This window comes from Herbaspirillum sp. RV1423, assembly GCF_000577615.1.
Taxonomy (GTDB): Bacteria; Pseudomonadota; Gammaproteobacteria; order Burkholderiales; family Burkholderiaceae_D; genus Herbaspirillum.
The window spans coordinates 210,553-230,701 of the sequence record NZ_CBXX010000002.1 but is presented as its reverse complement, the minus strand read 5'-3'; the positions used below and the strand labels follow the sequence as shown (position 1 = coordinate 230,701).

General features: G+C 60.0%; 18 protein-coding genes. 5 read left to right on the top strand and 13 right to left on the bottom strand.

Annotated elements, in window-relative coordinates:
- Positions 1-12 precede the first annotated feature (12 nt).
- The 5 genes from RV1423_RS02885 to RV1423_RS02860 all read right to left on the bottom strand — a co-directional run bounded on the left by RV1423_RS02885 (position 13) and on the right by RV1423_RS02860 (position 5,815).
- Positions 13-1,410 carry an ethanolamine ammonia-lyase subunit EutB gene (locus RV1423_RS02885; RefSeq protein WP_034292894.1) on the bottom strand — a complete coding sequence of 466 codons (1,398 nt, stop codon included), beginning with the start codon at positions 1,408-1,410 and terminating at the stop codon, positions 13-15.
- Positions 1,411-1,655: 245 nt separating this feature from the next.
- Entirely contained in the window at positions 1,656-2,024 is a 369-nt protein-coding gene (locus RV1423_RS02875; protein ID WP_034292892.1) for a response regulator, read from the bottom strand.
- Positions 2,025-2,049: 25 nt separating this feature from the next.
- On the bottom strand, positions 2,050-2,601 hold the full coding sequence (locus tag RV1423_RS02870; protein WP_034292890.1) for a hypothetical protein: 552 nt from the start codon (positions 2,599-2,601) through the stop codon (positions 2,050-2,052).
- A 10-nt stretch (positions 2,602-2,611) separates the two neighbouring features.
- Positions 2,612-3,331 carry a methyl-accepting chemotaxis protein gene (locus RV1423_RS02865; RefSeq protein ID WP_034293142.1) on the bottom strand — a complete coding sequence of 240 codons (720 nt, stop codon included), beginning with the start codon at positions 3,329-3,331 and terminating at the stop codon, positions 2,612-2,614.
- A gap of 63 nt (positions 3,332-3,394) precedes the next feature.
- Positions 3,395-5,815, bottom strand: coding sequence for an ATP-binding protein (locus RV1423_RS02860; protein ID WP_034293140.1), 2,421 nt, complete (start codon positions 5,813-5,815; stop codon positions 3,395-3,397).
- Between the two features lie 358 nt (positions 5,816-6,173).
- On the opposite strand from RV1423_RS02860, the gene RV1423_RS02855 reads away from it, so the two are divergent.
- The 3 genes from RV1423_RS02855 (at position 6,174) to RV1423_RS02845 (ending at position 8,184) form a co-directional block, all read left to right on the top strand.
- Complete coding sequence (locus RV1423_RS02855) at positions 6,174-7,064, top strand: PCC domain-containing protein (protein WP_034292888.1); 891 nt, start codon at positions 6,174-6,176, stop codon at positions 7,062-7,064.
- A gap of 188 nt (positions 7,065-7,252) precedes the next feature.
- Positions 7,253-7,747: a GFA family protein gene (locus RV1423_RS02850; RefSeq protein ID WP_034292886.1), complete on the top strand. Its 495-nt coding sequence runs from the start codon at positions 7,253-7,255 to the stop codon at positions 7,745-7,747.
- Between the two features lie 182 nt (positions 7,748-7,929).
- Entirely contained in the window at positions 7,930-8,184 is a 255-nt protein-coding gene (locus RV1423_RS02845) for a hypothetical protein (protein WP_034292884.1), read from the top strand.
- A 42-nt stretch (positions 8,185-8,226) separates the two neighbouring features.
- On the opposite strand, the gene RV1423_RS02840 is transcribed toward RV1423_RS02845, so the two are convergent.
- Complete coding sequence (locus tag RV1423_RS02840; protein ID WP_034292882.1) at positions 8,227-8,658, bottom strand: response regulator; 432 nt, start codon at positions 8,656-8,658, stop codon at positions 8,227-8,229.
- Between the two features lie 301 nt (positions 8,659-8,959).
- Here RV1423_RS02840 and RV1423_RS02835 point away from each other — a divergent pair, with 301 nt between their 5' ends.
- Together RV1423_RS02835 and RV1423_RS02830 are read left to right on the top strand one after the other, a co-directional pair.
- Complete coding sequence (locus tag RV1423_RS02835; protein WP_034293139.1) at positions 8,960-10,483, top strand: ATPase domain-containing protein; 1,524 nt, start codon at positions 8,960-8,962, stop codon at positions 10,481-10,483.
- Positions 10,473-12,548, top strand: a complete 2,076-nt coding sequence (locus tag RV1423_RS02830) for a PAS domain-containing sensor histidine kinase (RefSeq protein ID WP_034292879.1) — start codon at positions 10,473-10,475, stop codon at positions 12,546-12,548. The genes RV1423_RS02835 and RV1423_RS02830 overlap by 11 nt, the downstream gene beginning before the upstream one ends.
- A 97-nt stretch (positions 12,549-12,645) precedes the next feature.
- Here RV1423_RS02830 and RV1423_RS02825 read toward each other — a convergent pair whose 3' ends face one another.
- The 7 genes from RV1423_RS02825 to cyoB all read right to left on the bottom strand — a co-directional run bounded on the left by RV1423_RS02825 (position 12,646) and on the right by cyoB (position 20,091).
- Positions 12,646-13,596 carry a hypothetical protein gene (locus RV1423_RS02825; RefSeq protein WP_155835005.1) on the bottom strand — a complete coding sequence of 317 codons (951 nt, stop codon included), beginning with the start codon at positions 13,594-13,596 and terminating at the stop codon, positions 12,646-12,648.
- A 551-nt stretch (positions 13,597-14,147) separates the two neighbouring features.
- The gene (locus RV1423_RS02820) at positions 14,148-14,684 is read right to left on the bottom strand and encodes a response regulator transcription factor (RefSeq protein WP_034292875.1); all 537 of its coding nucleotides are present in this window, start codon (positions 14,682-14,684) and stop codon (positions 14,148-14,150) included.
- The gene (locus RV1423_RS02815; protein WP_051516454.1) at positions 14,674-16,080 is read right to left on the bottom strand and encodes an ATP-binding protein; all 1,407 of its coding nucleotides are present in this window, start codon (positions 16,078-16,080) and stop codon (positions 14,674-14,676) included. Before RV1423_RS02815 ends, RV1423_RS02820 begins: the two co-directional genes overlap by 11 nt.
- Positions 16,081-16,126: 46 nt before the next feature.
- Positions 16,127-16,966, bottom strand: a complete 840-nt coding sequence (locus RV1423_RS02810; RefSeq protein WP_034292871.1) for an SURF1 family protein — start codon at positions 16,964-16,966, stop codon at positions 16,127-16,129.
- A gap of 26 nt (positions 16,967-16,992) precedes the next feature.
- Positions 16,993-17,463 (bottom strand): cytochrome o ubiquinol oxidase subunit IV, encoded by a 471-nt coding sequence (gene cyoD / locus RV1423_RS02805; RefSeq protein ID WP_034292869.1) that lies wholly within the window; start codon positions 17,461-17,463, stop codon positions 16,993-16,995.
- Positions 17,460-18,095 (bottom strand): cytochrome o ubiquinol oxidase subunit III, encoded by a 636-nt coding sequence (gene cyoC / locus RV1423_RS02800; RefSeq protein ID WP_034292867.1) that lies wholly within the window; start codon positions 18,093-18,095, stop codon positions 17,460-17,462. The genes cyoD and cyoC overlap by 4 nt, the downstream gene beginning before the upstream one ends.
- Positions 18,088-20,091 (bottom strand): cytochrome o ubiquinol oxidase subunit I, encoded by a 2,004-nt coding sequence (cyoB, locus tag RV1423_RS02795; protein ID WP_034292865.1) that lies wholly within the window; start codon positions 20,089-20,091, stop codon positions 18,088-18,090. The genes cyoC and cyoB overlap by 8 nt, the downstream gene beginning before the upstream one ends.
- Positions 20,092-20,149: the final 58 nt, after the last annotated feature.

Genomic DNA, 20,149 nt, shown 5'->3' with positions numbered 1-20,149 from the left:
TTCCCGATGCTTCTATGACAGACGCAACAAGGCGTCGCGAAAGGCCGGCGGCAGGCTTTCGTTCAGGCGGAACTGCGAGCCGCCGCCGAGGATCTGCATGCGCTCCAGCCATGCCTCGAACTCGGGCGCCGGCTTCAAGCCGAGCAGCCGGCGCACATAGAGCGCGTCGTGAAACGACGTGGTCTGGTAGTTCAGCATGATGTCGTCGGCGCCGGGAACGCCCATCACATAACTGCAGCCGGCCGTGGCCAGCAAGGTCAGCAGGTTGTCCATGTCGTTCTGGTCGGCTTCCGCATGGTTGGTGTAGCAGACGTCGCACCCCATCGGCAGGCCGAGCAGCTTGGCGCAGAAATGATCCTCAAGCCCGGCGCGGATGATCTGCTTGCCGTCGTAAAGATATTCGGGACCGATGAAGCCGACCACCGTATTCACCAGCAGCGGCTTGAACTTGCGCGCGACGGCGTAGGCTCGCGCTTCGCAGGTCTGCTGGTCGATGCCGTGGTGGGCGCCGGCCGACAGCGCGCTGCCCTGCCCGGTTTCAAAATACATGAGGTTCTCGCCCACCGTGCCGCGTCCCAGCGCCAGCGCCGCCTGGCGCGCTTCGTCCAGCAACGACAGGTCAATGCCGAAGCTGCGGTTGGCGGCTTCGGTGCCGGCGATCGACTGGAACACCAGGTCGACCGGCGCGCCGCGCTCAATGGCGGCGATGGTGTTGGTGACGTGGGTCAGCACGCAGGATTGCGCGGGGATCTCGTAGCGCGCGATGATCTCGGCCAGCATGGACACCAGGTCGATCACCTGCGGCACATTGTCGGTGGCGGGGTTGATGCCGAACACGGCGTCGCCGCTGCCGTACAGCAGGCCGTCCAGCAGGCTGGCGGCGATGCCGACGGCGTCGTCGGTCGGATGGTTCGGCTGCAGCCTGGTGGACAGGCGTCCCGGCAAGCCGATGGTATTGCGGAAGGCGGTGACGACGCTGCATTTTTTTGCGACCAGGATGAGGTCCTGATTGCGCATGATCTTGCTGACCGCCGCCGCCATCTCCGGCGTAATGCCCGGCGCGACGGCGCTCAGCACGGCGCTGTCGACCTCGTCGCCCAGCAGCCAGTTGCGGAAGTCGCCCACCGTCAGATGGCTGATGGCGGCAAATGCGCCGCTATCGTGATCGTCGAGGATCAGGCGCGTGACTTCGTCGGTTTCATACGGGACCAGCACGTCATTGAGGAACAGCCGCAACGGCAGTTCGGCCAGCGCCATCTGCGCCACTGCGCGCTGCTCGGCGCTGTTGGCCGCGACGCCGGCCAGCAGGTCGCCGGAGCGCAGCGGCGTGGCCCTGGCCATGAGGTCTTTCAGGTCGCGGAACTGATGCGTGACGGGACCGACGGTGTGCCTGAACTGATACAGGGACATGGATGGCCTTTATCGATATATCCAGCCTCGAGTATAGAACTCATTTCATCAATAGGCGTGAGTGCGAGCTTGCCCTGTTTGGGATGGAGTGCAAGGTGCGTGACGCGTCGCGTAGCGGTGCTACGAGCAAGGAGCACAACGCGGCCAGCGCCCTTTCTGGAGAGAACGCATCTCACGCCTATTGATGAAATGAGTTCTCGCAAAGGTACACCGCCGGCGCGCCGGAATCTGCGGACAACGGCTGATCAGGCCCCGACCAGCTTCTTGAACGTCGCCAGCACGGCGTCGCCCTTGAACGGCTTGACGATCCAGCCCTTGATGCCGGCGGCCTTGCCGCGCTCCTTCATGATCGGCGAATTCTCGGTGGTCAGCATGATGATGTTGACGCTGGCGTTGCCGAGTTCGCTGCGGATTTTTTCCGCCATGGTGAGGCCGTCCATATTGGGCATGTTGACGTCGGAGACCACCAGCCTGATGGACGGATCGCTCTTGAGCTTGGCCAGGCCGTCGCGACCGTCCACCGCCAGGGTGACGTCGAGGCCGTTCTTCTTGAGGAAATCGCCCACTTCGGTGCGAACGGTGCTTGAATCGTCGACTACGAGAATTTGTGCCATGAGTATCTTATGAAAGGGAAAAGAATCAGAACAACTCCAGCTCGCCGGTATCGCTGCCCAGTTCGTCGGCGGAAACCGTGAAATCGATATCCGCATAGGCCGACACGCACAGCGTCACATGAAAGCGCGGCGACTGTTCGATGTCGACCGCAAAATGCCGGATATGCTGGCAATTGAGTGTTTGCAGGTAGGCCGCGCAGTTGCTGTCGATCACGTTCGGCGTCGACATGCCGATATGCGGGAAAAAATTGCCGAGGTCGCGGTTGAGAATGCCGCAGCACAGGTTGCCGCTTTCGGCGATGGCGTCCATGAAGCTCTGTTCGCTCATCTCCGCTTCGTCGATGTTGTTGAGCCGTGCAAAATGCGCGCGCGTCACGGCATCCGGCGTGAAATAGAACATCACCATCAGGCGGAACAGATAGGATGACACGGTCAGCACCACCATCTTCTTCTCGGGAATGTCGGCCCTGTCCGGCACCACCGAAACACAAGCCTGCGTTCCCGAGGGCGCCAGGCTGGATTTCAGCGATTGCGTCAGCAGCGTGTCGAAACCGTCTTTGGCGGACTGGGTGAGCATGGCGATATCCTCAGGCGGCGAGCGCTTCCTTGGTTTTCTTGTTGATCAGGTCGAGTCCGATGATGGCGCCGACGATCATCTTGCCGCCGGCCTGCAAGTCCTGGAAGGTGGTGGTGGTGATCAGGTCGTTCTGGTACAGGTTGGCGCGATAGCTCTTGGAGAGCTTTTCGGCGCGCTGCGCCAGGTCGCGCACTTCCGACGCCACCACGGCGAAACCGCGGCCGTGAGTGCCGGCGCGCGCCGCTTCGATCGAGGCGTTGAGGGCAACAATGATGACCTGGTTGACGATCAGCGCGAACTCGTCGTTCTTGCGGTGCATCTCGCGGTTATGCGTGATCAGTACATTCATGTCGTCGTGCCAGCGCTCGAAGGTGCGCATCAACCCCAGCAGATTGCCGATGGTTTCCTGCGAGGCGTCGCAGTTCTCCAGCACGCGGGCGATGCTTTCCGAATTCTGCGAACTCAGTTGCGCGACCACTTTCTCGGTATCGCGCCGCGTGTGTTCCAGGCGCTGGTCGTTCTCGCGACGCTGTGCTTCCAGTTCCTGCCGGTGCATCTCGATGCTGTGTTGCTGTTCTTGCAGCGTCAGATCGACGTTGCGTTTGAGCGCCTCGACCTGCTCCAGGTCCACCATGCGCTGCATGCGCGTCTTCTGCCGCCGCAGCACCAAGGCCAGCGGCACGCCGGACAGCAAGGCGCCGATGACGGCAAAGAGAATCGAATTCCACATCATGACTGCTTTTCCTTACGACAAAACCCGTTGCGTTCCTGAATCTGCACCCTGCAGCTCCGCTCAGGCGACGCGAGGATCGCTGCCCGCCGCCGCGACGGCAACTGAGACGGCCTGCTCCGGCTCCGGCAGCGGATAGGCGACGTCGATGCCGTCGACTTCCACGGCGACGTTTTCCGGCAGCAGCACATTGACCTGGAAAGCGCGGAAATCGGCGCCCTCGGCATGATCGAGGAACTGGATTTCAATCCTGCCGTGTTCGCGGGTGACGAAGTCCAGCACCGCATCCATGCCGACGCCGCGCCCTGACACCTCGGTCACTTCGCTGCGGGTCGAGAAGCCGGGGCGCATGATCAGGCGCGCGAGTTCGGCATCGGTCTGCACTTCGTCAATACCGATCAGGCCCTTTTCGATCGCGGTCTGGCGAATGCGCGCCAGCGCGAGGCCGCGGCCGTCGTCCGACAGCGCCATGTGCAGCATGTGGTCCATCACGCCCAGTTGCAGGCTGATCGTGCCGGCCTCGGGCTTGCCGGCGGCGAGACGTTCCTGCGGCGTTTCCAGGCCGTGGTCCACGGCGTTGCGGATCAGGTGCATGAAAACATTTTTGAGCAATCCCGACGCATGCGCGTGGATCACGTAACCGTTGTCGTCGATCGCCACCATGGGCACAGCCTTGCCGAGGTCGCTTGCCAGCGCCGGCAGCGAATCGGTGACGCTGGCCAGGATTTCCTCTATCGTCTCGGTGCCCAACAGGCGCAACGTCTTGCGCACCGCATTGCGCACCGCGACCAGTTCGTGCAGGTTGGCGGTATTGACGGTTTCCAGACGATGCAGGCTTTCCTGGATATGCTTGCGGTCGATCGTCAGGATATGGCGCCCGATCGCTTCGGTTTGTACCGGCGCCGCTTGGCGGCCCAGCGTGACTTCATTGATGCGGGCATAGCGGTCGATGGCGGCGCGCACCTTAGCCAGGTCTTGCAACAGATGTTCCTGATCCCATACCGCGCCGGTTTCCGGATGGCGCAGGTCGTCGTAATGCTGCTCGACGTCGTGCACCACGTTGCTCAGGTGCAGCAGGCCGTAGGTGCGGCCGTTGCCCTTGATGGTGTGCATGTTGCGGAACAGTTTGGCGATGGCGAATGCGGTCGCTTCCGGGTTCTGGTGGACGATCTGCTCGTTTTCATCGAGGAAGCGGCGTGAGGTTGCCATGAATTCCTGGAACTTGGGCGTGCTGACGGCGAGGATTTCGCCGATCATTTCCAGTTCGTTCTTCTGTTCGTTGGCTTCGGCGGCCAGCTTGCGCAGTTCGGTCACGTCGCGCACGCACAGCATCAGGCGGATCACCATGTCGGCGTCGTCGGTGATCGGCGACCAACTGAGGTCGAGGATCTTGACGCGACCGTCGGCCATCGTCTTTTCGACTTCGCCGACCATCAGGTGTTCGTTGAATTCGAAGTTCATCACGTCTTCGCCGACGCAGGCGCCGCCGATGGCCTCGATCTGCGACAAGGTGTCGGCGCCCAGGCCGGTGCCGGAAAACACCAGATCCATCAGGTCGCGGCCGGCGATGTCCTGCGTTTCGAACACGGTTTCGAGGAAGGCGGAATATTCGGGATGCACCTTGTTGCCGTCGACCACGGTCAGGATGCCTTGCGGGATGTTTTGCAGCATGGACTGCATGTCGGCGGTCTTTTGCTTCACTTGCGCCGAGGCTTCCTGGATCTTTTCGATCATGCCGTTGAAGGCGACGATGGAATGGCCGACTTCATCCATGCGGTCGACCGGGAGGCGGCGCGTGAAATCCTGGTTGACCGCGATTTCGGTCATCATTTTTTGCATGCGGCTGATCGGCCCCGTGATCTGGCGATACAGCAGGAAGCCGATCAGCGCCAACCCCACTACCGCAATGGCGGTGACGATGGCGATCGTGGTCGTGGTCGACGACAGATTCTGGTTCAGCGCGGCAATCGCGGTGTCCTTGCTGCGGTTCTTTTCGATGCGCAGCGTGTCGACCACGCCTTCCAGTTCGGCCTGGTACTGCACCACGCTGCCGAAGAACGATGCCTGCGCCAGCGCATCCTTGCCGGCCAGCTTGAACTTGGCGGTGTTGTCGATGGCGCCGAAGTAGTTGTCCAGACTTTCCCTGGCTTGCACGATCAGGCCTTTTTGCGCCTGGCTAACGGCTTGTCCGGCCTGGAATTCCAAGGCCTTTTCCAGCGCGGCTTTCTTGGCGGCGAGCTTGTCATTCTCTTGCCCGACCAGTTGATTGTCGGTCTCGGTCACCATCACCATGGCCGCCAGTTGCACGTCCTTCAATTGCCCGACCAGATCGGACGACGCCAGTACGCTCGGCACCACGCCTTCTGTCACCGACCTGACTTCCACCGCGCTGTCGCGCGACTGGAACAATGCATAACCGCCGATGGCGGAGATGGCGATGAAGGTGAGAATGACGAGCAAGGTGATGCGCAGACGGATAGTCATATTGTCTTTTTCCCTGATGGCTGAAGACGAGCGATAGCGTGCCTGAAGCACGGACGCAGCGCGCTCGGAGGTGATGCGGCGCATTGTTGCATCGAAGTATTACTGCGGCGTGACAACTCCTTCCAAAGAGGGAAGAAGAGGCGTGAAAACCCGTCTGAACAGAAAATGATTCCGCACGGAAATATAATAATTGCCGCATGGAAATCAACAGGGCCTTCGTCGGCGAAAATACGAACGCCCTGTCATCGCATCCACTGCGGAAACACAAAAACCGAAAGCGGGATACCATGTCCGCTCATCTTTTTTCGCCACCAGAAAAATCGCCGAAAGCGCACAGACGCCCGGCAAGGAGACCGACATGCAAGCTCTGCAACAACCAACCGCCTTCGCCCGCAGCGCCAGGCATCCCGGTGCGCCCGACCCGGTGCGCATCGCCAGCGCGACAGGCGACGCCGTCGTCGCGACCGTCACGCTCGAAGCAGGCCGCAACCTGCGCGACGCCATTGCGATCCCGCTGGCTGCTGCCGGCATTGAAGGCGGCGCCCTTCGCATCGAGAACCTCAAGGTTTCGCCGCACCATTTCCTGATGCCGGCGTTGTCGCACGACGGCAAGCATGCGGCGTTTTACAGCGCGCCGCATGAAGTCGCCGGCGGCGTCGCCATCGAGCTGGCCTGCGCCACCTACGGCCGTCGCGACGGCGCGCCTTTCGTGCATTGCCATGCGATCTGGACGGATGCGCAAGGCCGGCGGCGCGGCGGGCATCTGTTGACGGACCGGACCGTCGTTGCCGAGACCGTACAAGCGCAGGTATGGGGATTGCGCAACGCCACGATGGAAACGCGCTTCGATCCGGAAACCCATTTCACACTATTCCACCCCGCCCTGGTCGCCGAACAGAAACGCGACGGCGGTCGCCGCATCATATTGGCGCGGATTCGTCCAGACCAGGACCTGACCATGGCGATCGAAGAAGCCTGCCGCATGCATGGCTTCAAAAATGCCGCGATACGCGGCAGCGTCGGCAGCATCATTGGCGCCGAGTTCGAGGACGGACGCATCGTGGAAGACCTCGCAACCGAAATCCTGGTGCGCGAAGGCCGCGTCTGCAGCGGCCCCGACGGCCTGCGGGCGCGGCTCGACATCGCGCTGATCGATCCGCGCGGCCATGTCTGCCAAGGCGTGCTGGCGCGCGGACGCAATCCCGTGCTGATTTGTTTTGAACTGGTGCTGGAAGAGTTGGCGGATTAACTTACGGCGGCATGTCTTCAATGTAGCGGCAGGAAAGCACGCGGGGCTATACTGCGAAAACCGGTCATGCCGTACCATGCCGTCCATCCAGCCGCACCGGATATGACGTGCGGCATGGCCAGGGAAACCATGACGGCAATGGGCGCAAGCTGATGCCGCCTACCGATCCCACTACGGATGAGGAACAGATGAAACTCAAAGGATCCTGCCATTGCGGCGCCGTCAGTTTTACGCTCGACAGCAATACGCCCTACCCTTACCAGCGCTGTTACTGTTCGATCTGCCGCAAGACCCAGGGCGGCGGCGGTTACGCCGTCAACATCGGCGGCGACTTCCATAGCCTCAAGGTCAAAGGCGCGGACGACGTCAGCGTCTATCACGCCAGGCTCAAACGCAAGGGTGAAAAGCGCATCCACACCAGCACCGGCCAGCGCCATTTCTGCCGCCGCTGCGGCAGCGCGCTGTGGCTCTACGATCCGACCTGGCCGGATCTGGTCCATCCTTTCGCCTCGGCCATCGACACGCCGTTGCCGGTGCCGCCCGAATATACCCATCTGTTGCTCAACTACAAAGCGCCGTGGGTCGAAGTCAAGGCAGGCCGCAAGGACAAGCAGTTCGACGAATTTCCACAAGAATCGCTGCTCGAATGGCATCAGCGTCTGGGCTTTGCCGATCCGGATTAACTGCCCGGGCCTCCTCGCCACGCTTTTGCCGGATTTGCCGAAACGCATTGCGGCTCTTCTTTCCGCTCGCTGAGAAATAGATACTGCCGCCGTCCTACATGGCAATCAGGCGCCGTCCGATGCCGCCCCCAGGGCCGCAGGGTTTAGACTTGCCATCATTATTGACGTCAATGGAGTTTCTGATGAATGCACATTCCGACGAACCGCAGGCGCGCGAACAGTATGCCGAGGAATTGATTCGCCGCTATCGCGAACTGCGCCGCTGGGCCGTGGAAAACTGGCCCAATACGGCGCAGCCGCTGGAGGCATCCGATTTCGTCGCCACCGACCGCGAACTGCAATTGCTCCTGGGCGCCCGACTGCATCCCGGCCTTGCCTCCGGACGGCAACCAGCCAAGGCACAATATGAAGACGTGACGCCGATGCCCTGGCCCTGATACCTGCGGACCGACGGAGGCCCTCCCGGTCGCGCCACGATGTCAGTGCCGGGCGATGCGCCGGCGGCTGGCGCCCTGCAACTCCCGGCCGATGTTGTCGAGGATTTGCTGCAACTGCTCCACGTCGTAGGGCTTGGGCAGGGAGAAGGCGCCGGCACCGATATTCTTGCCGATCTGCGCGCCATAACCTGAGGCGAAGATGATCTTGATCGAGGGTGTCTTTTCGCTGATCTTTTTCGCCAGCTCGATGCCCGAAATGCCGGGCAGGCTGACGTCGGTGAAAAGCACGTCGAAACAACGCGTCTCCAACTCGACCAGGGCCTGCTCGCCGCTGCCGACGCCCTCTGCGCGATGACCGAGGACCACCAGCAGTTCGCATATAAGTTGTTGCGAGTCCAGATTGTCTTCCACCACCAGAATATACAGGCCGGAATTGTCGGCCTGCTCTGCAGGGCCTGGTAAGCTCGTGGTCATTGTTGTCTGCATTGCCATATCGACACGGATTGAACAGAAAAGCCGGACATTGCCGACTCCCGATAAGTTGCTGATGTCGATAGTAATGCATTATCGGCGGCAATCAAGGGCCGCAGCGATTATTGTGAAAATCCACAAGCCTTGCCGGCTCTGGCTTGACAGTACAACTTCAGAATGTCTTACAAAAGTTTCAGGGGTCATCTGACAGGGGCCCGTCCGCCCTGCTGCTACAGTGAGTTGCATAACAGATAGCTCTCCGGCGACCTTGCCGAATCAACGCAACTTCAACGATATCGACGTGATGGATCAACAAAGACACCACCTCACACCGGATCGCACATCAGACTCCAGACCAAACCGATCTGCTACCGGTATCACCGGTCTGGATACAATCCTGGGCGGCGGCTTGACGCGCGATCGCCTTTATCTGGTCGAAGGCACGCCGGGCACGGGCAAGACCACTTTCGGCTTGCAGTTCTTGCTCGAAGGACTGGCTCACGGCGAAGCCGGGTTGTATATCACATTGTCGGAAACGGCAGTGGAATTGCACGCGGTCGCGGCGTCGCACGGCTGGTCGCTGGATGGCTTGTCCCTGTACGAGCTGATCGATGACGAAGACCTGAATCCCGATTTCCAGCAATCCATCCTGCATCCGTCCGAAGTCGAACTCGGTGAAACCGTCAAAAGCGTCATGGCGCGTGTCGATGAGCTGAAGCCGGTGCGCGTGATTTTCGACAGCCTGTCGGAAATGCGGCTGCTGGCGCACAATCCGCTACGCTACCGTCGCCAGATCCTGGCGTTGAAGCGTTTTTTTTCCACGCGCAAATGCACCGTGCTGATGCTCGACGACCGCACCGCCGAAGTCGGCGACCTGCAACTGCATAGCATCGCCCACGGGGTCATCAGCCTGGAACAGTTGGCCCAGGATTTCGGTACCGAGCGACGGCGCCTGCGCGTCATCAAAATGCGCGGCATCAGTTTCACCGGCGGTTATCACGATTTCGTCCTCGAAACCGGCGGCATGCGCGTATTCCCGCGCCTGATCGCCGCCGAGCATTTCAGCGAATTCGAGGACGGACTCAGCAGCACCGGCGTGCCGGCGCTGGATACCCTGATGGGAGGCGGACTAGCGCGCGGCACCAACACGCTGTTGAGCGGCCCCTCGGGCGCCGGCAAGACCACCACCGCATTGCGCTGCACGCTGGCCGCCCTGCAACGCGGCGAACGCGCCGCCTACTACCTGTTCGACGAAGGCCGGGGTACGCTGCGCAGCCGCGCGCTTTCGCTCGGCATGGACATCTCGCAATATATCGAAGACGGCAGCCTGACGCTGCACCAGATCAATCCGGCCGAAATGTCCCCGGGGGAGTTCGCGGCGACGATCCGCCGCGCGGTCGAAAACGAAGGCCGCACTTTTGCCGTCATCGACAGCCTCAACGCCTATCTGCAGGCGATGCCGGGCGAGAAATACCTGTTGCTGCAAATGCACGAGTTGCTGACCTACCTGAGCCAGCAGGGCGTCACTACCCTGTTGGTGCTGGGCCAGCACGGCCTGGTCGGAGAAATCCGCTCGGACGTCGATCTCAGTTATCTCAGCGACAGCATCCTCATGTTCCGCTTCTTCGAGGCGCACGGCGATATTGCGACCGCAATTTCCGTCGTCAAGAGCCGCACCAACCACCACATGCGCACGATCCACGAATTCCGCCTCAGCCCGAGGTCCGGGCTGCAAGTTGGGGAAGCTTTGCAGGATTTCGAGGGCATCATGAGCGGCTTGCCGACTTATCGCGGCAAAACGCCTGTACTGAAACACGATGCCAGTTAACCTGCCTCTTGAAGAACGCATCCTTGTTCTCGCCCCGCACGGCAGGGATGCGGAGGTCATCGAGCAGACGCTCGGCAGCCAAGGCCTCAACTGCGCCGTATGTCCGGACTATAGCGTCTTGCTGCGAGAACTTGCGACCGGCGCCGGCGCTGCGCTGATCACCGAAGAAGCGCTCGCCAATGCCGACTTTTCGCAACTGCATCGCTGGGTTGAACAGCAGGAGTCGTGGTCCGATTTTCCTTTTGTCATTCTCAGTGCACGGCAGCACGGCCAGGAGCGCAACCCGGTGCTGGACGTGCTGGAACGCCTGGTCAACATGATCCTGCTGGAACGTCCGGTCAACGCCGAGACCTTGCTGCGCGCCAGCGTTTCGGCCCTTCGCGCGCGACGCCGGCAATACCTCAGCCGCAGCCATTTGCACGAGCGCGCTCGTTCGGAAGAGCATTTGCGTCTGGCGCTGCATGCCGGCCACCTAGGCTCATGGAGCCTGGAACTGGACACCTTGATCCTGATCGTGTCCGAAACCTGCAAGGTGCATTTCGGCATCTCGCCGGACAGCGAGTTCACGTATGACGACCTGCTCAGCGCCATCCATGCCGAGGACCGCCAGCGCCATCTGGACGTGATCGAAGCAGCCATGCTGTCGCGGGATGACTTTTCCATCGAGTATCAGGTGGTGTGGCCCGACAAGTCAGTGCACTGGGTGCAGATTCGCGGCCGGACAGTGCATGACCGTAGCGGCGTGCCTGTGCGCATGGCCGGCGTCTCGCTCGATATCAGCGACCGCCGCGAAGCGGAAAATCGGCTGCTCGAAAGCCAGAGCGCATTGCAGCAGTTCAACGAGACGCTGGAGCTGCGCATCGAAGAACGCACCTCGGAACTGGCCCAGGCCAACGACCGGCTCATGAAGGAAATGGCCGAACGCGAACGCACCCAGATTGCACTGGTGCAGGCGCAAAAAATGGAGGCGATCGGCCGTCTCACGGGCGGCATCGCCCACGACTTCAACAACCTGCTCAACGTCATCATCGGCAACGTCGACCTGATCGAACGCCTGTCCTCCGACGAACGCATCAAGCGCATGGCCGGTTCGGCGCGCAATGCGACCAAGCGCGGCGCCAAGCTGACCGGCCAGTTGCTGGCGTTTTCGCGCAATCAGACGCTGGATCTGAAACCGGTCGATATCGAAGCGGTCATCGAAGGGATGAAAGACCTGATCGCCGTCTCCGTGGGATCGGGCATCAACGTCGCCATCGATATCCCGACGTCGTTGCCGCGCGCGGTCGCCGACGCCAACCAGATCGAGATGGCGATCCTCAACCTGGCGATCAATGCGCGCGACGCCATGCCGGACGGCGGCAACCTGCGCATTGAAGTGCGCCAGCGCCACGCGCGCGACGGCGTGCTCAAGGCTGGCACTTACGTCGTGATCGCGGTCAAGGACACCGGCTCCGGCATCTCGCCGGACATCATCAGCAAGGTGTTCGATCCTTTCTTCACCACCAAGGCAGTGGGCAAAGGCACCGGCCTGGGACTCAGCCAGGTATACGGCATCGCCGATCAGTCGGGCGGGCTGGCGCGCATCGACAGCACGCTCGGCAACGGCACGACGGTGGAAGTCTGGTTGCCGGTGCTGAGCGCGATGCCGCTGCGCGAGCATTACCAGGAAATGCTGGATCAGCCGCTGGAGCCGAAGGAGTCGGGCCACATCCTGGTGATTGAGGACGATGACCAAGTGCGTCAATTCATCGTCGAATGCCTTGAAATACTGGGCTATACGGTCGAACAGGCGGAAAACGGCTGGTTTGGGTTGGAGAAGCTGCATGCCGGGAATTTCGACTTGCTGATCGTCGACTTCCTGATGCCCGGCATGAACGGCGCCGAAGTCATCGCCGCGGCACGCGAACGCAATCCGCATCTGCCGATCATCATGGCGACCGGCTATGCCGACATGCAGGCCGTCGGCAAAGTCATCGACCTGGACGCCGTGCTGCGCAAGCCGTTCCAGATCAGTGATCTGGCCAGCAGCGTGAAGCGGGCGCTGCGCGCCGATATAGTTCGATGAAGCGCGTTTGCGCTCACTTCAATTTTTTCTACGGACACCAGAGACTCGCACTCACGCCTATTTATGAAATGCGTTCTAGTGTCTTGCCATCGGCCGATCAGGTTTTACTCCCGCCATTCCCGGGGCGACTCTCGCAGAAATCCAAAATCTCTCTTGGGTCTGGCATCCCCTGTTTGATCAATTCTCTTGCAATGGCATTCTCCAGATAGGAGGAGAAATCCGGACCGACCTTCAGTCCCAACAGGCCAATGCTGGGTCCCCAGGTACGCTCGATCACCTTTACCACTACCTTGGACCATATTTTGTCCGTCACGATTGCACCTATCGAGCCTTTATAAACCCATTTAGCCGCTGGCACCACCCCGACGAGAAAAATGACCGTCTCTGTGACTACGGTCGCAAGCCAGGCGCGAAACGCAGCCTCTGCTTCTGCTGGATGATCTGCAGTATATTTTTTAGTCAGCCAGACGCCTGTCTCGGTAGCAATTGCCGTTGTCAGCCCGGCTAACCCGAACCTGCCGGCAACGGCAAAGCGTCCTGCTACGCCTGCTCCCGCCGCAAACAACGACAATCCGATTGCTATGACCCCTCCGACAAACTTCACAGCATGCAACCAGGTATTCAACATCAATTCCGACTGAGACGTGGTCATCTCATCCATCACCTGATTAAGTCGTTGTATCAAATCATCGTGATATCGATCTAAATGGGCTTGCATTGTTGTTTCATCGAGACGGCGGCCTACTATCGACTCGTTATAAGCATAAGTCTTCTTTAAGAGCATCCGTCTCCCTTTTTTTATCGCGTTCACGTAATCAGACCCGAATGCTTCTATAAAGGCTTCATCTTCAAAATCCGAGTCCTTGAAATGCACAAGAATACTTTTGACAAATGCTTCATCCTGGGTATTTTCCAGCATCTCAGTCAGGATATTCCAGTTATTTCCCGCTCCTAAAGAAAAAGAGATATCCGGATTATCGATGGCCTTGCTCGTCTGACTGTCAGGCATGATCAGAAAATGAATGGATTTTTCCTTGTCGGAATACATCAACATTTTTCCGAGCCCTGCTCTCGTTTTTCCATCGGTGAACTCAACAGGATACAGTTTCGCAAACAGGATTATTGCCCGACGCTGAGCGAGTGCGATTGGTCATCGTGGATTTTTGGCCCGTTGTCTCTCGCGATACTGCCGTTAGAACCACCTCAATCCTCTATCGGACAACGTTATCATGCAACACTGAAAAATGCCATTCACCTAAATCTCCTTGTAGAGACTGTTGTGTTCGTTTCCCGATGAACGCGTAATGTCCTCTGTCAAGAGAACATTTCAACACGACATTGTGCCGCTGAAACACATCGAAATTAATCTAACTTAATGTAGATTAAATTTCATTTGCGAGATGCATTCTTGGAATACACAAAGCGAGGGAATGAGCGATGCGCAACACTGATCTCCCGGCGCCGTGAACAACATAGAGAATTAAGCTCACGCGATCAGAAATCCACGCGCTGTGAAACGCATTTCATATCCGATACAAAGAGAGATACAGACACGATGTTCAATTGATACACAGAAAAATGTGATCAATCCAATCCTGATTATTTGATGCGCTGCTTTTCCAGCTTGCGCGCCAGCGTGCGCCGGTGCATGCCGAGACGCCGCGCCGCTTCAGAGATGTTGAAATCGGTTTCCACCAGCACCTCATGGATGCGTTCCCATTCAAGCGTCTTGATCGAGGTCGAACGCGTGGTCAATTCCACTTCGGTATTGCCGGCCACATGACCGAAGGCGGCTTCGATGTCGTCGGTATTGGACGGCTTGGCCAGATACTGGCAAGCGCCCAGCTTGATGGCCTCGACCGCGGTGCCGATGCTGGCGAAACCCGTCAGCACCACGATCAGCATCGCCTCGTCATGCTGGTGCAGCATCTGCACGCAGGCCAGGCCGGAAGTGTTGCCGTTGAGTTTGAGATCGACCACTGCGTAGCCTGGATTGTGCTGCCTGAGCAATGCTCCGGCCTCATCCTGGTTGGCCGCCAGCAGGACGGCATAGCCGCGCCGTTCAAACGAACGGCCCAGCGTACGCGCAAACGCGGCGTCGTCTTCGATGATGAGCAGCAGACGTTCAGCCGGCATGTTGCCTGTCCTCTTTCACTTGTTCCTTTCCGGACGGTCCGGCGGATTCTTCGGGGTTTTCCGGTTCCAGGCTGATGGCCGAGAGCGGCAGCGTCAGTCGCACCGACGCGCCGGCGATGTGTCCATGCTCTTCACGGTTGTGCGCCGTGACCGTGCCGCCGAGCTTGCGCGCCACATTGACGACAAAGAACAGGCCCAGGCCGCCGCCGGTCTTGCCCTTGGTCGATTGATAGGGCTTGCCGAGCTGCCCCAGCATGCCGGTAGGAAAACCCGGTCCGGTATCATCCACCACCAGGCGGAGCTCGCCGCCTTCGCGCGATGCCGTCAGGCTCAACCATCTTGGCGACGCCTCCAGCGCGTTATCGAGCACATTGCAGATCATCTGCTTGAGCGCGGAATCGAAGACGACCGGCATGTCCTGGATGATGTCATTCCGGTAATCGAAAGAAACCACGGGCCGGGTGGCGCGGAATTCTTCCGCGAGGTCACCCAGGAAGGTGTGCAGCGTCGTCTTGACCGAGGATTCGCCCCGGGCCTCTCCGGCCGACAGCAGAATGCCGCTGACGATAGTCTTGCAGCGCTGCAACTGGATTTGCATTTCCCCGATCTCCTCCAGCAGCACCGGATTGCTGGCGAATTCCGGCATACGCCGCCAGTCGCCAAGGATCACCGACAGCGTCGCCAGCGGCGTGCCGAGTTCATGCGCCGCGCCGGACGCCAGCAGGCCCATGCGCACGATGTGATCCTCTTCTGCCGCGCGCTGGCGCAAGGCTGCCAGTTGCGCATCCCCCACCCGGCGGTTGCGGCTGATGCGTGTGATGAAAATCGCCAGCAAGGCCGCAATCAGCAGGAAGCAGATCAGCATGCCTTCGACATACAGGCTGAACAGGCCATCGTAAGGATCCGGCGGCAGCGACAGCGGCACGAAGAATTGCGACAGCCCGGCAAAGCAGATGCTGGTGATGCCGACGATGGTCCAGGTCGACCAGGCTTCCAGGAGCACGGCGCTGAGAATCACCTGCAGCAGGTACAGGAAGGCGAATGGATTGCTGGCGCCGCCGCTCAGGTAAAGCTGTACGGTCAGCGTGGCCACGTCGACCAGCAGCGCCAGGAACAGCTCGCGGTTGGTGACGAAAGGCCGCTCATGCCAGCGCAGGTGGCTGCCGATGTTGAAGGCGATCAGGCAGGCCAGCACCTCCAGCATGTGCGGCAACGGCAGGTGAATGTCGAATCCGAAAATCACCACGATGATGGTGGTGATCTGGCCGAACACGGCAATCCAGCGCAACTGGATCAGTTGCAACATGTTCTTGTGGCCGGCGGCGCGGTCGGGACCGCTCGCGGATGTCTCGGGACTTGCCGGGGGGACGTTGGAAAGTTGGAAAACGCTATCCATGGCGTCGGTATTCGGGTGCGTCGATATGTCGGGGTGATTCAGATTGTCAGCCTTGCTTGCCATCTTTGCTTTCCTGGTCGGGACGGGCCGCGCGCCGGCGTTTTTCGTCGCGCATGACCCAGAAGCCGGCGCCGGCCGTCATCAGGGCCAGTCCGTACCAGGTGAGAGCATAAACCAAGTGGTTGTTGGGAAAGGCAATTACCGTCAATCCGCCGAGCGGCTCGCCGGCGGCGGCGCGCTGCTGTTCGGGTATCGAACTGGCGGAAGCAGCGTCGGCATCGACAAAATACGGCGCGACATTGCCGAGCTTGCGCACCTGCGCGATCGCTAGCACGTCGCGTGAATACCAACGGTCGGCAGCGGGATCGTTATGGCGCAAAAAACCGCCGCCGGGCTCGCTGATCCTCAGCAGGCCGGTCACTTCCGCCTGGCCGTCGCCTGCGCCCTCTTTCACATCATGCGCGCCGGTGGCAATGTAGCCGCGATTGATCAGCGTCACCGTACCGTCGGCGCTGCGCAGCGGCGTCAGCAGCCAGTAGCCGCTGCCGTAAATGGTGACGGCCTGTACGCGCGCGGTTTGCGAATACAGATACGTGCCGGCGAGGCGGACATGGAGATATTCATGCGAATCCGCGCTGATCGCCGGCCATGCATCGGGCCCAGGCGCCACGACAGGCGCCGCATGGACGCGCCGGTCAACGCGTTCGATCAGGTCGAGCTTCCAGAACAGGCGCTTGACCTGCCAACTGCCGAGAGCAACAAATATGAGAAATACGCCGACAAAAGCGACGGGCAGGAAAAACGCCAGAAAACGGCGCAGCCCGGAAGACCGGGGGCGCGCCGCTGCTTCCGCAACGGCGCGCCCCGGAGACTGACTGTCAATCACTGTCGATTACGATGCGACAACGCGCATCACTTCATGCCGGGCATGTTGTGCTGCATGTTTTGCATCGAACCGGGCACTGCTTCCTGCAACAGGTCCTGGCTCATGCCGGGCATCATGTTGTGGTTCAGGTGATACATGACCCACAGCGAACCGGCCAGCATGATTACCACGACCATGATCGTGAAGATCAGCGCCAGGATGGTCCAGCCGCCTTCGGACTTGGAATTCATGTGCAGGAAGTAGATCATGTGCACGACGATCTGCACCACAGCCAGGCCCAGCAGGACGAAACCTGCTGTGCTCGACTTTTCGATCACGTTGCCCATGACCAGCCAGAACGGAATTGCGGTCAGGATCACCGCCAGCACGAAGCCGATGGTGTAGCTCTTCAGGCTGCCGTGGTCGGCGGTATGGTCGTGGTGATGTACGTCAAAACCGTCCTGATGGCCATACTTCTCGGCGTGCGACGGATGTTCTTGATGCTGTTGCGCGCTCATGGCAGGACTCCCATCAGATAAACAAAGGTGAAAACGCCGATCCAGACCACGTCCAAAAAGTGCCAGAACATCGACAGGCACATCAGGCGACGGCCGTTTTCAGGCGTCAGGCCATGCTTGCCGACCTGGAACATCAGCGTGATCAGCCAGACGATGCCGAATGTGACGTGCAGGCCGTGCGTTGCGACCAGCGCGAAGAACGACGTCAGGAAACCGCTGCGTTGCGGACCCGCGCCTTCATGGATCAGGTGCACGAACTCATACAGTTCCAGATAGATGAAGCCGGCGCCGAACAAGCCTGTGACGGCCAGCCAGATCAGCGTGGTCCTGACCTTCTTCTTTTGCATTTCCAGCATGGCGAAGCCGTACGTGATCGACGACAGCAGCAGCAAGGAAGTGTTGATCGCCACGAGAGGCAGGTCGAACAACTCGGCGCCAGTCGGACCGCCCGCATAGTTGCGGCCCAGCACGGCATAGGTAGCGAACAGGCAGGCGAAGATCAGGCAGTCGCTCATCAGGTACATCCAGAAACCCAGCAAGGTGCCGTTTTCGGGATGATGTTCCTTGACGTAATAACGCGAGCTTGGCGCTGCGCCCATGGTGGCGGCGGAGGAAGTGGAAATCTCAGACATGGCTATCCAGCAAGCGTGTGCGGTTGGCTTCAACACGGACGACGTCGTCGGCCGGGATGTAGTAATCGCGTTTGTAATTGAAAGTATGTGTGATGATCGCGGCCATGATGGCGATGAAACCGGCGCCGGCCAGCAGCCACATCTGCCAGATCAGGGCGAAGCCGATCACGGCGCTCAGGGCGGCGATGATAAAGCCTGCGCCGGTGTTCTTCGGCATGTGGATGGGTACGAAACCTTCTTTCGGACGGACGTAGCCGTTGGCTTTCATGTCGGCCCAGGCATCGTTGTCATGCACGCGCGGCGTGAAAGCGAAGTTGTAGTCCGGCGGCGGCGACGACGTCGACCATTCCAGCGTACGGGCGCCCCATGGATCGCCGGTAGTGTCGCGCAGCTCGTCGCGGCGCAGGTAGCTGACCACCAGTTGGATGATGAACGATGCAATGCCCAGCGCAACCAGCACGGCGCCCACGGCAGCAATCTGGAACCAGATCTGCAGCGAAGGATCTTCGAAATGGCTCATGCGGCGCGTCACGCCCATGAATCCGAGGATATACAGCGGCGTAAACGCGACCCAGAAACCGATCAGCCAGAACCAGAAGCAGCAACGGCCCCAGAAATCGTCCAGTTTGTAGCCGAAGGCCTTCGGGAACCAGTAATTGATGCCCGCAAACATGCCGAACAGCACGCCGCCGATGATCACGTTGTGGAAGTGGGCGATCAGGAACAGGCTGTTATGCAGCACGAAGTCGGCGGGAGGCACGGCCAGCAGCACGCCGGTCATGCCGCCGATCACGAAGGTGATCATGAAGCCGACCGTCCACAGCATGGGCAGCTCGAAGCGGATACGGCCACGGTACATGGTGAACAGCCAATTGAAGATCTTGGCGCCGGTCGGGATCGAGATGATCATCGTGGTGATGCCGAAGAACGAATTGACGCTCGCGCCCGAACCCATGGTGAAAAAGTGATGCAGCCAGACCAGGTAGGACAGGATGGTGATCACGATGGTTGCATACACCATCGAGGTGTAGCCGAACAGGCGCTTGCCGCAGAACGTGGAAACCACTTCCGAGAAAATGCCGAACGCCGGCAGCACCAGGATGTAGACCTCGGGATGGCCCCAGATCCAGATCAGGTTCACGTACATCATGGCGTTGCCGCCGAGATCGTTGGTGAAGAAGTTGGTGCCGGCCAGGCGGTCCAGGGACAGCATGCCGAGAACCGCGGTCAGGATCGGGAAAGCCGCAACGATCAGCACGTTGGTGCACAGCGCGGTCCAGGTGAAAACGGGCATCTTCATCATGTTCATGCCGGGCGCGCGCATCTTGACGATGGTCGCGATCAGGTTGATGCCTGACAGCAGCGTCCCTACCCCGGCAATCTGCAATGACCATATGTAATAGTCCACCCCCACATCAGGACTGCCGAGGATGCCCGACAAAGGCGGATAGGCCAGCCAGCCGGTACGCGCGAATTCGCCGACGAACAGCGACGCCATGACCAGGCCGGCGCCGAATGTCGTCATCCAGAAACTGAAGTTGTTCAGGAACGGGAACGCCACGTCGCGCGCGCCGATCTGCAGCGGCACGACATAGTTCATCAGTCCGGTCACCAGCGGCATCGCGACGAAGAAGATCATGATCACGCCGTGGGCGGTGAAGACCTGGTCGTAGTGATGCGGCGGCAGGAATCCGACCGAATCGCCGAAGGACAGCGCCTGCTGGGCGCGCATCATCAGCGCATCGGCAAAACCGCGCAACAGCATGACGATGCCGAGGATGACATACATGATGCCGATTTTCTTGTGGTCGATGCTGGTGATCCAGTCGCGCCACAATGTGCCCCACAGGCGGAAATAGGTAATGCCGCCGAGCACGGCGACGCCGCCGATCAGCACGCCGATGAATGTTATCAGCAGGATGGGTTCATGAAAGGGAATCGCGTCCCAGCTCAGACGGCCGAAGATCAGCTTGGTCATGTCAATTTGGTCTAGCATCGTTACTTTCCGCTGAAAAAGAAGGTCGCGGCGCCATATTGCAGGGCGCCTCCGCCGG

Bases quoted from the DNA above. Each gene is read 5' to 3' on its own strand.
- cyoC (WP_034292867.1), bottom strand. From the start codon at position 18,095: ATGTCTGAGATTTCCACTTCCTCCGCCGCCACCATGGGCGCAGCGCCA.
- RV1423_RS02855 (WP_034292888.1), top strand. From the start codon at position 6,174: ATGCAAGCTCTGCAACAACCAACCGCCTTCGCCCGCAGCGCCAGGCAT.
- RV1423_RS02885 (WP_034292894.1), bottom strand. From the start codon at position 1,410: ATGTCCCTGTATCAGTTCAGGCACACCGTCGGTCCCGTCACGCATCAG.
- RV1423_RS02825 (WP_155835005.1), bottom strand. From the start codon at position 13,596: ATGTATTCCGACAAGGAAAAATCCATTCATTTTCTGATCATGCCTGAC.
- RV1423_RS02875 (WP_034292892.1), bottom strand. From the start codon at position 2,024: ATGGCACAAATTCTCGTAGTCGACGATTCAAGCACCGTTCGCACCGAA.
- RV1423_RS02860 (WP_034293140.1), bottom strand. From the start codon at position 5,815: ATGACTATCCGTCTGCGCATCACCTTGCTCGTCATTCTCACCTTCATC.
- cyoB (WP_034292865.1), bottom strand. From the start codon at position 20,091: ATGCTAGACCAAATTGACATGACCAAGCTGATCTTCGGCCGTCTGAGC.
- cyoD (WP_034292869.1), bottom strand. From the start codon at position 17,463: ATGAGCGCGCAACAGCATCAAGAACATCCGTCGCACGCCGAGAAGTAT.
- RV1423_RS02820 (WP_034292875.1), bottom strand. From the start codon at position 14,684: ATGCCGGCTGAACGTCTGCTGCTCATCATCGAAGACGACGCCGCGTTT.
- RV1423_RS02865 (WP_034293142.1), bottom strand. From the start codon at position 3,331: ATGTGGAATTCGATTCTCTTTGCCGTCATCGGCGCCTTGCTGTCCGGC.
- RV1423_RS02850 (WP_034292886.1), top strand. From the start codon at position 7,253: ATGAAACTCAAAGGATCCTGCCATTGCGGCGCCGTCAGTTTTACGCTC.
- RV1423_RS02870 (WP_034292890.1), bottom strand. From the start codon at position 2,601: ATGCTCACCCAGTCCGCCAAAGACGGTTTCGACACGCTGCTGACGCAA.
- RV1423_RS02815 (WP_051516454.1), bottom strand. From the start codon at position 16,080: ATGGATAGCGTTTTCCAACTTTCCAACGTCCCCCCGGCAAGTCCCGAG.
- RV1423_RS02845 (WP_034292884.1), top strand. From the start codon at position 7,930: ATGAATGCACATTCCGACGAACCGCAGGCGCGCGAACAGTATGCCGAG.
- RV1423_RS02835 (WP_034293139.1), top strand. From the start codon at position 8,960: ATGGATCAACAAAGACACCACCTCACACCGGATCGCACATCAGACTCC.
- RV1423_RS02830 (WP_034292879.1), top strand. From the start codon at position 10,473: ATGCCAGTTAACCTGCCTCTTGAAGAACGCATCCTTGTTCTCGCCCCG.
- RV1423_RS02840 (WP_034292882.1), bottom strand. From the start codon at position 8,658: ATGACCACGAGCTTACCAGGCCCTGCAGAGCAGGCCGACAATTCCGGC.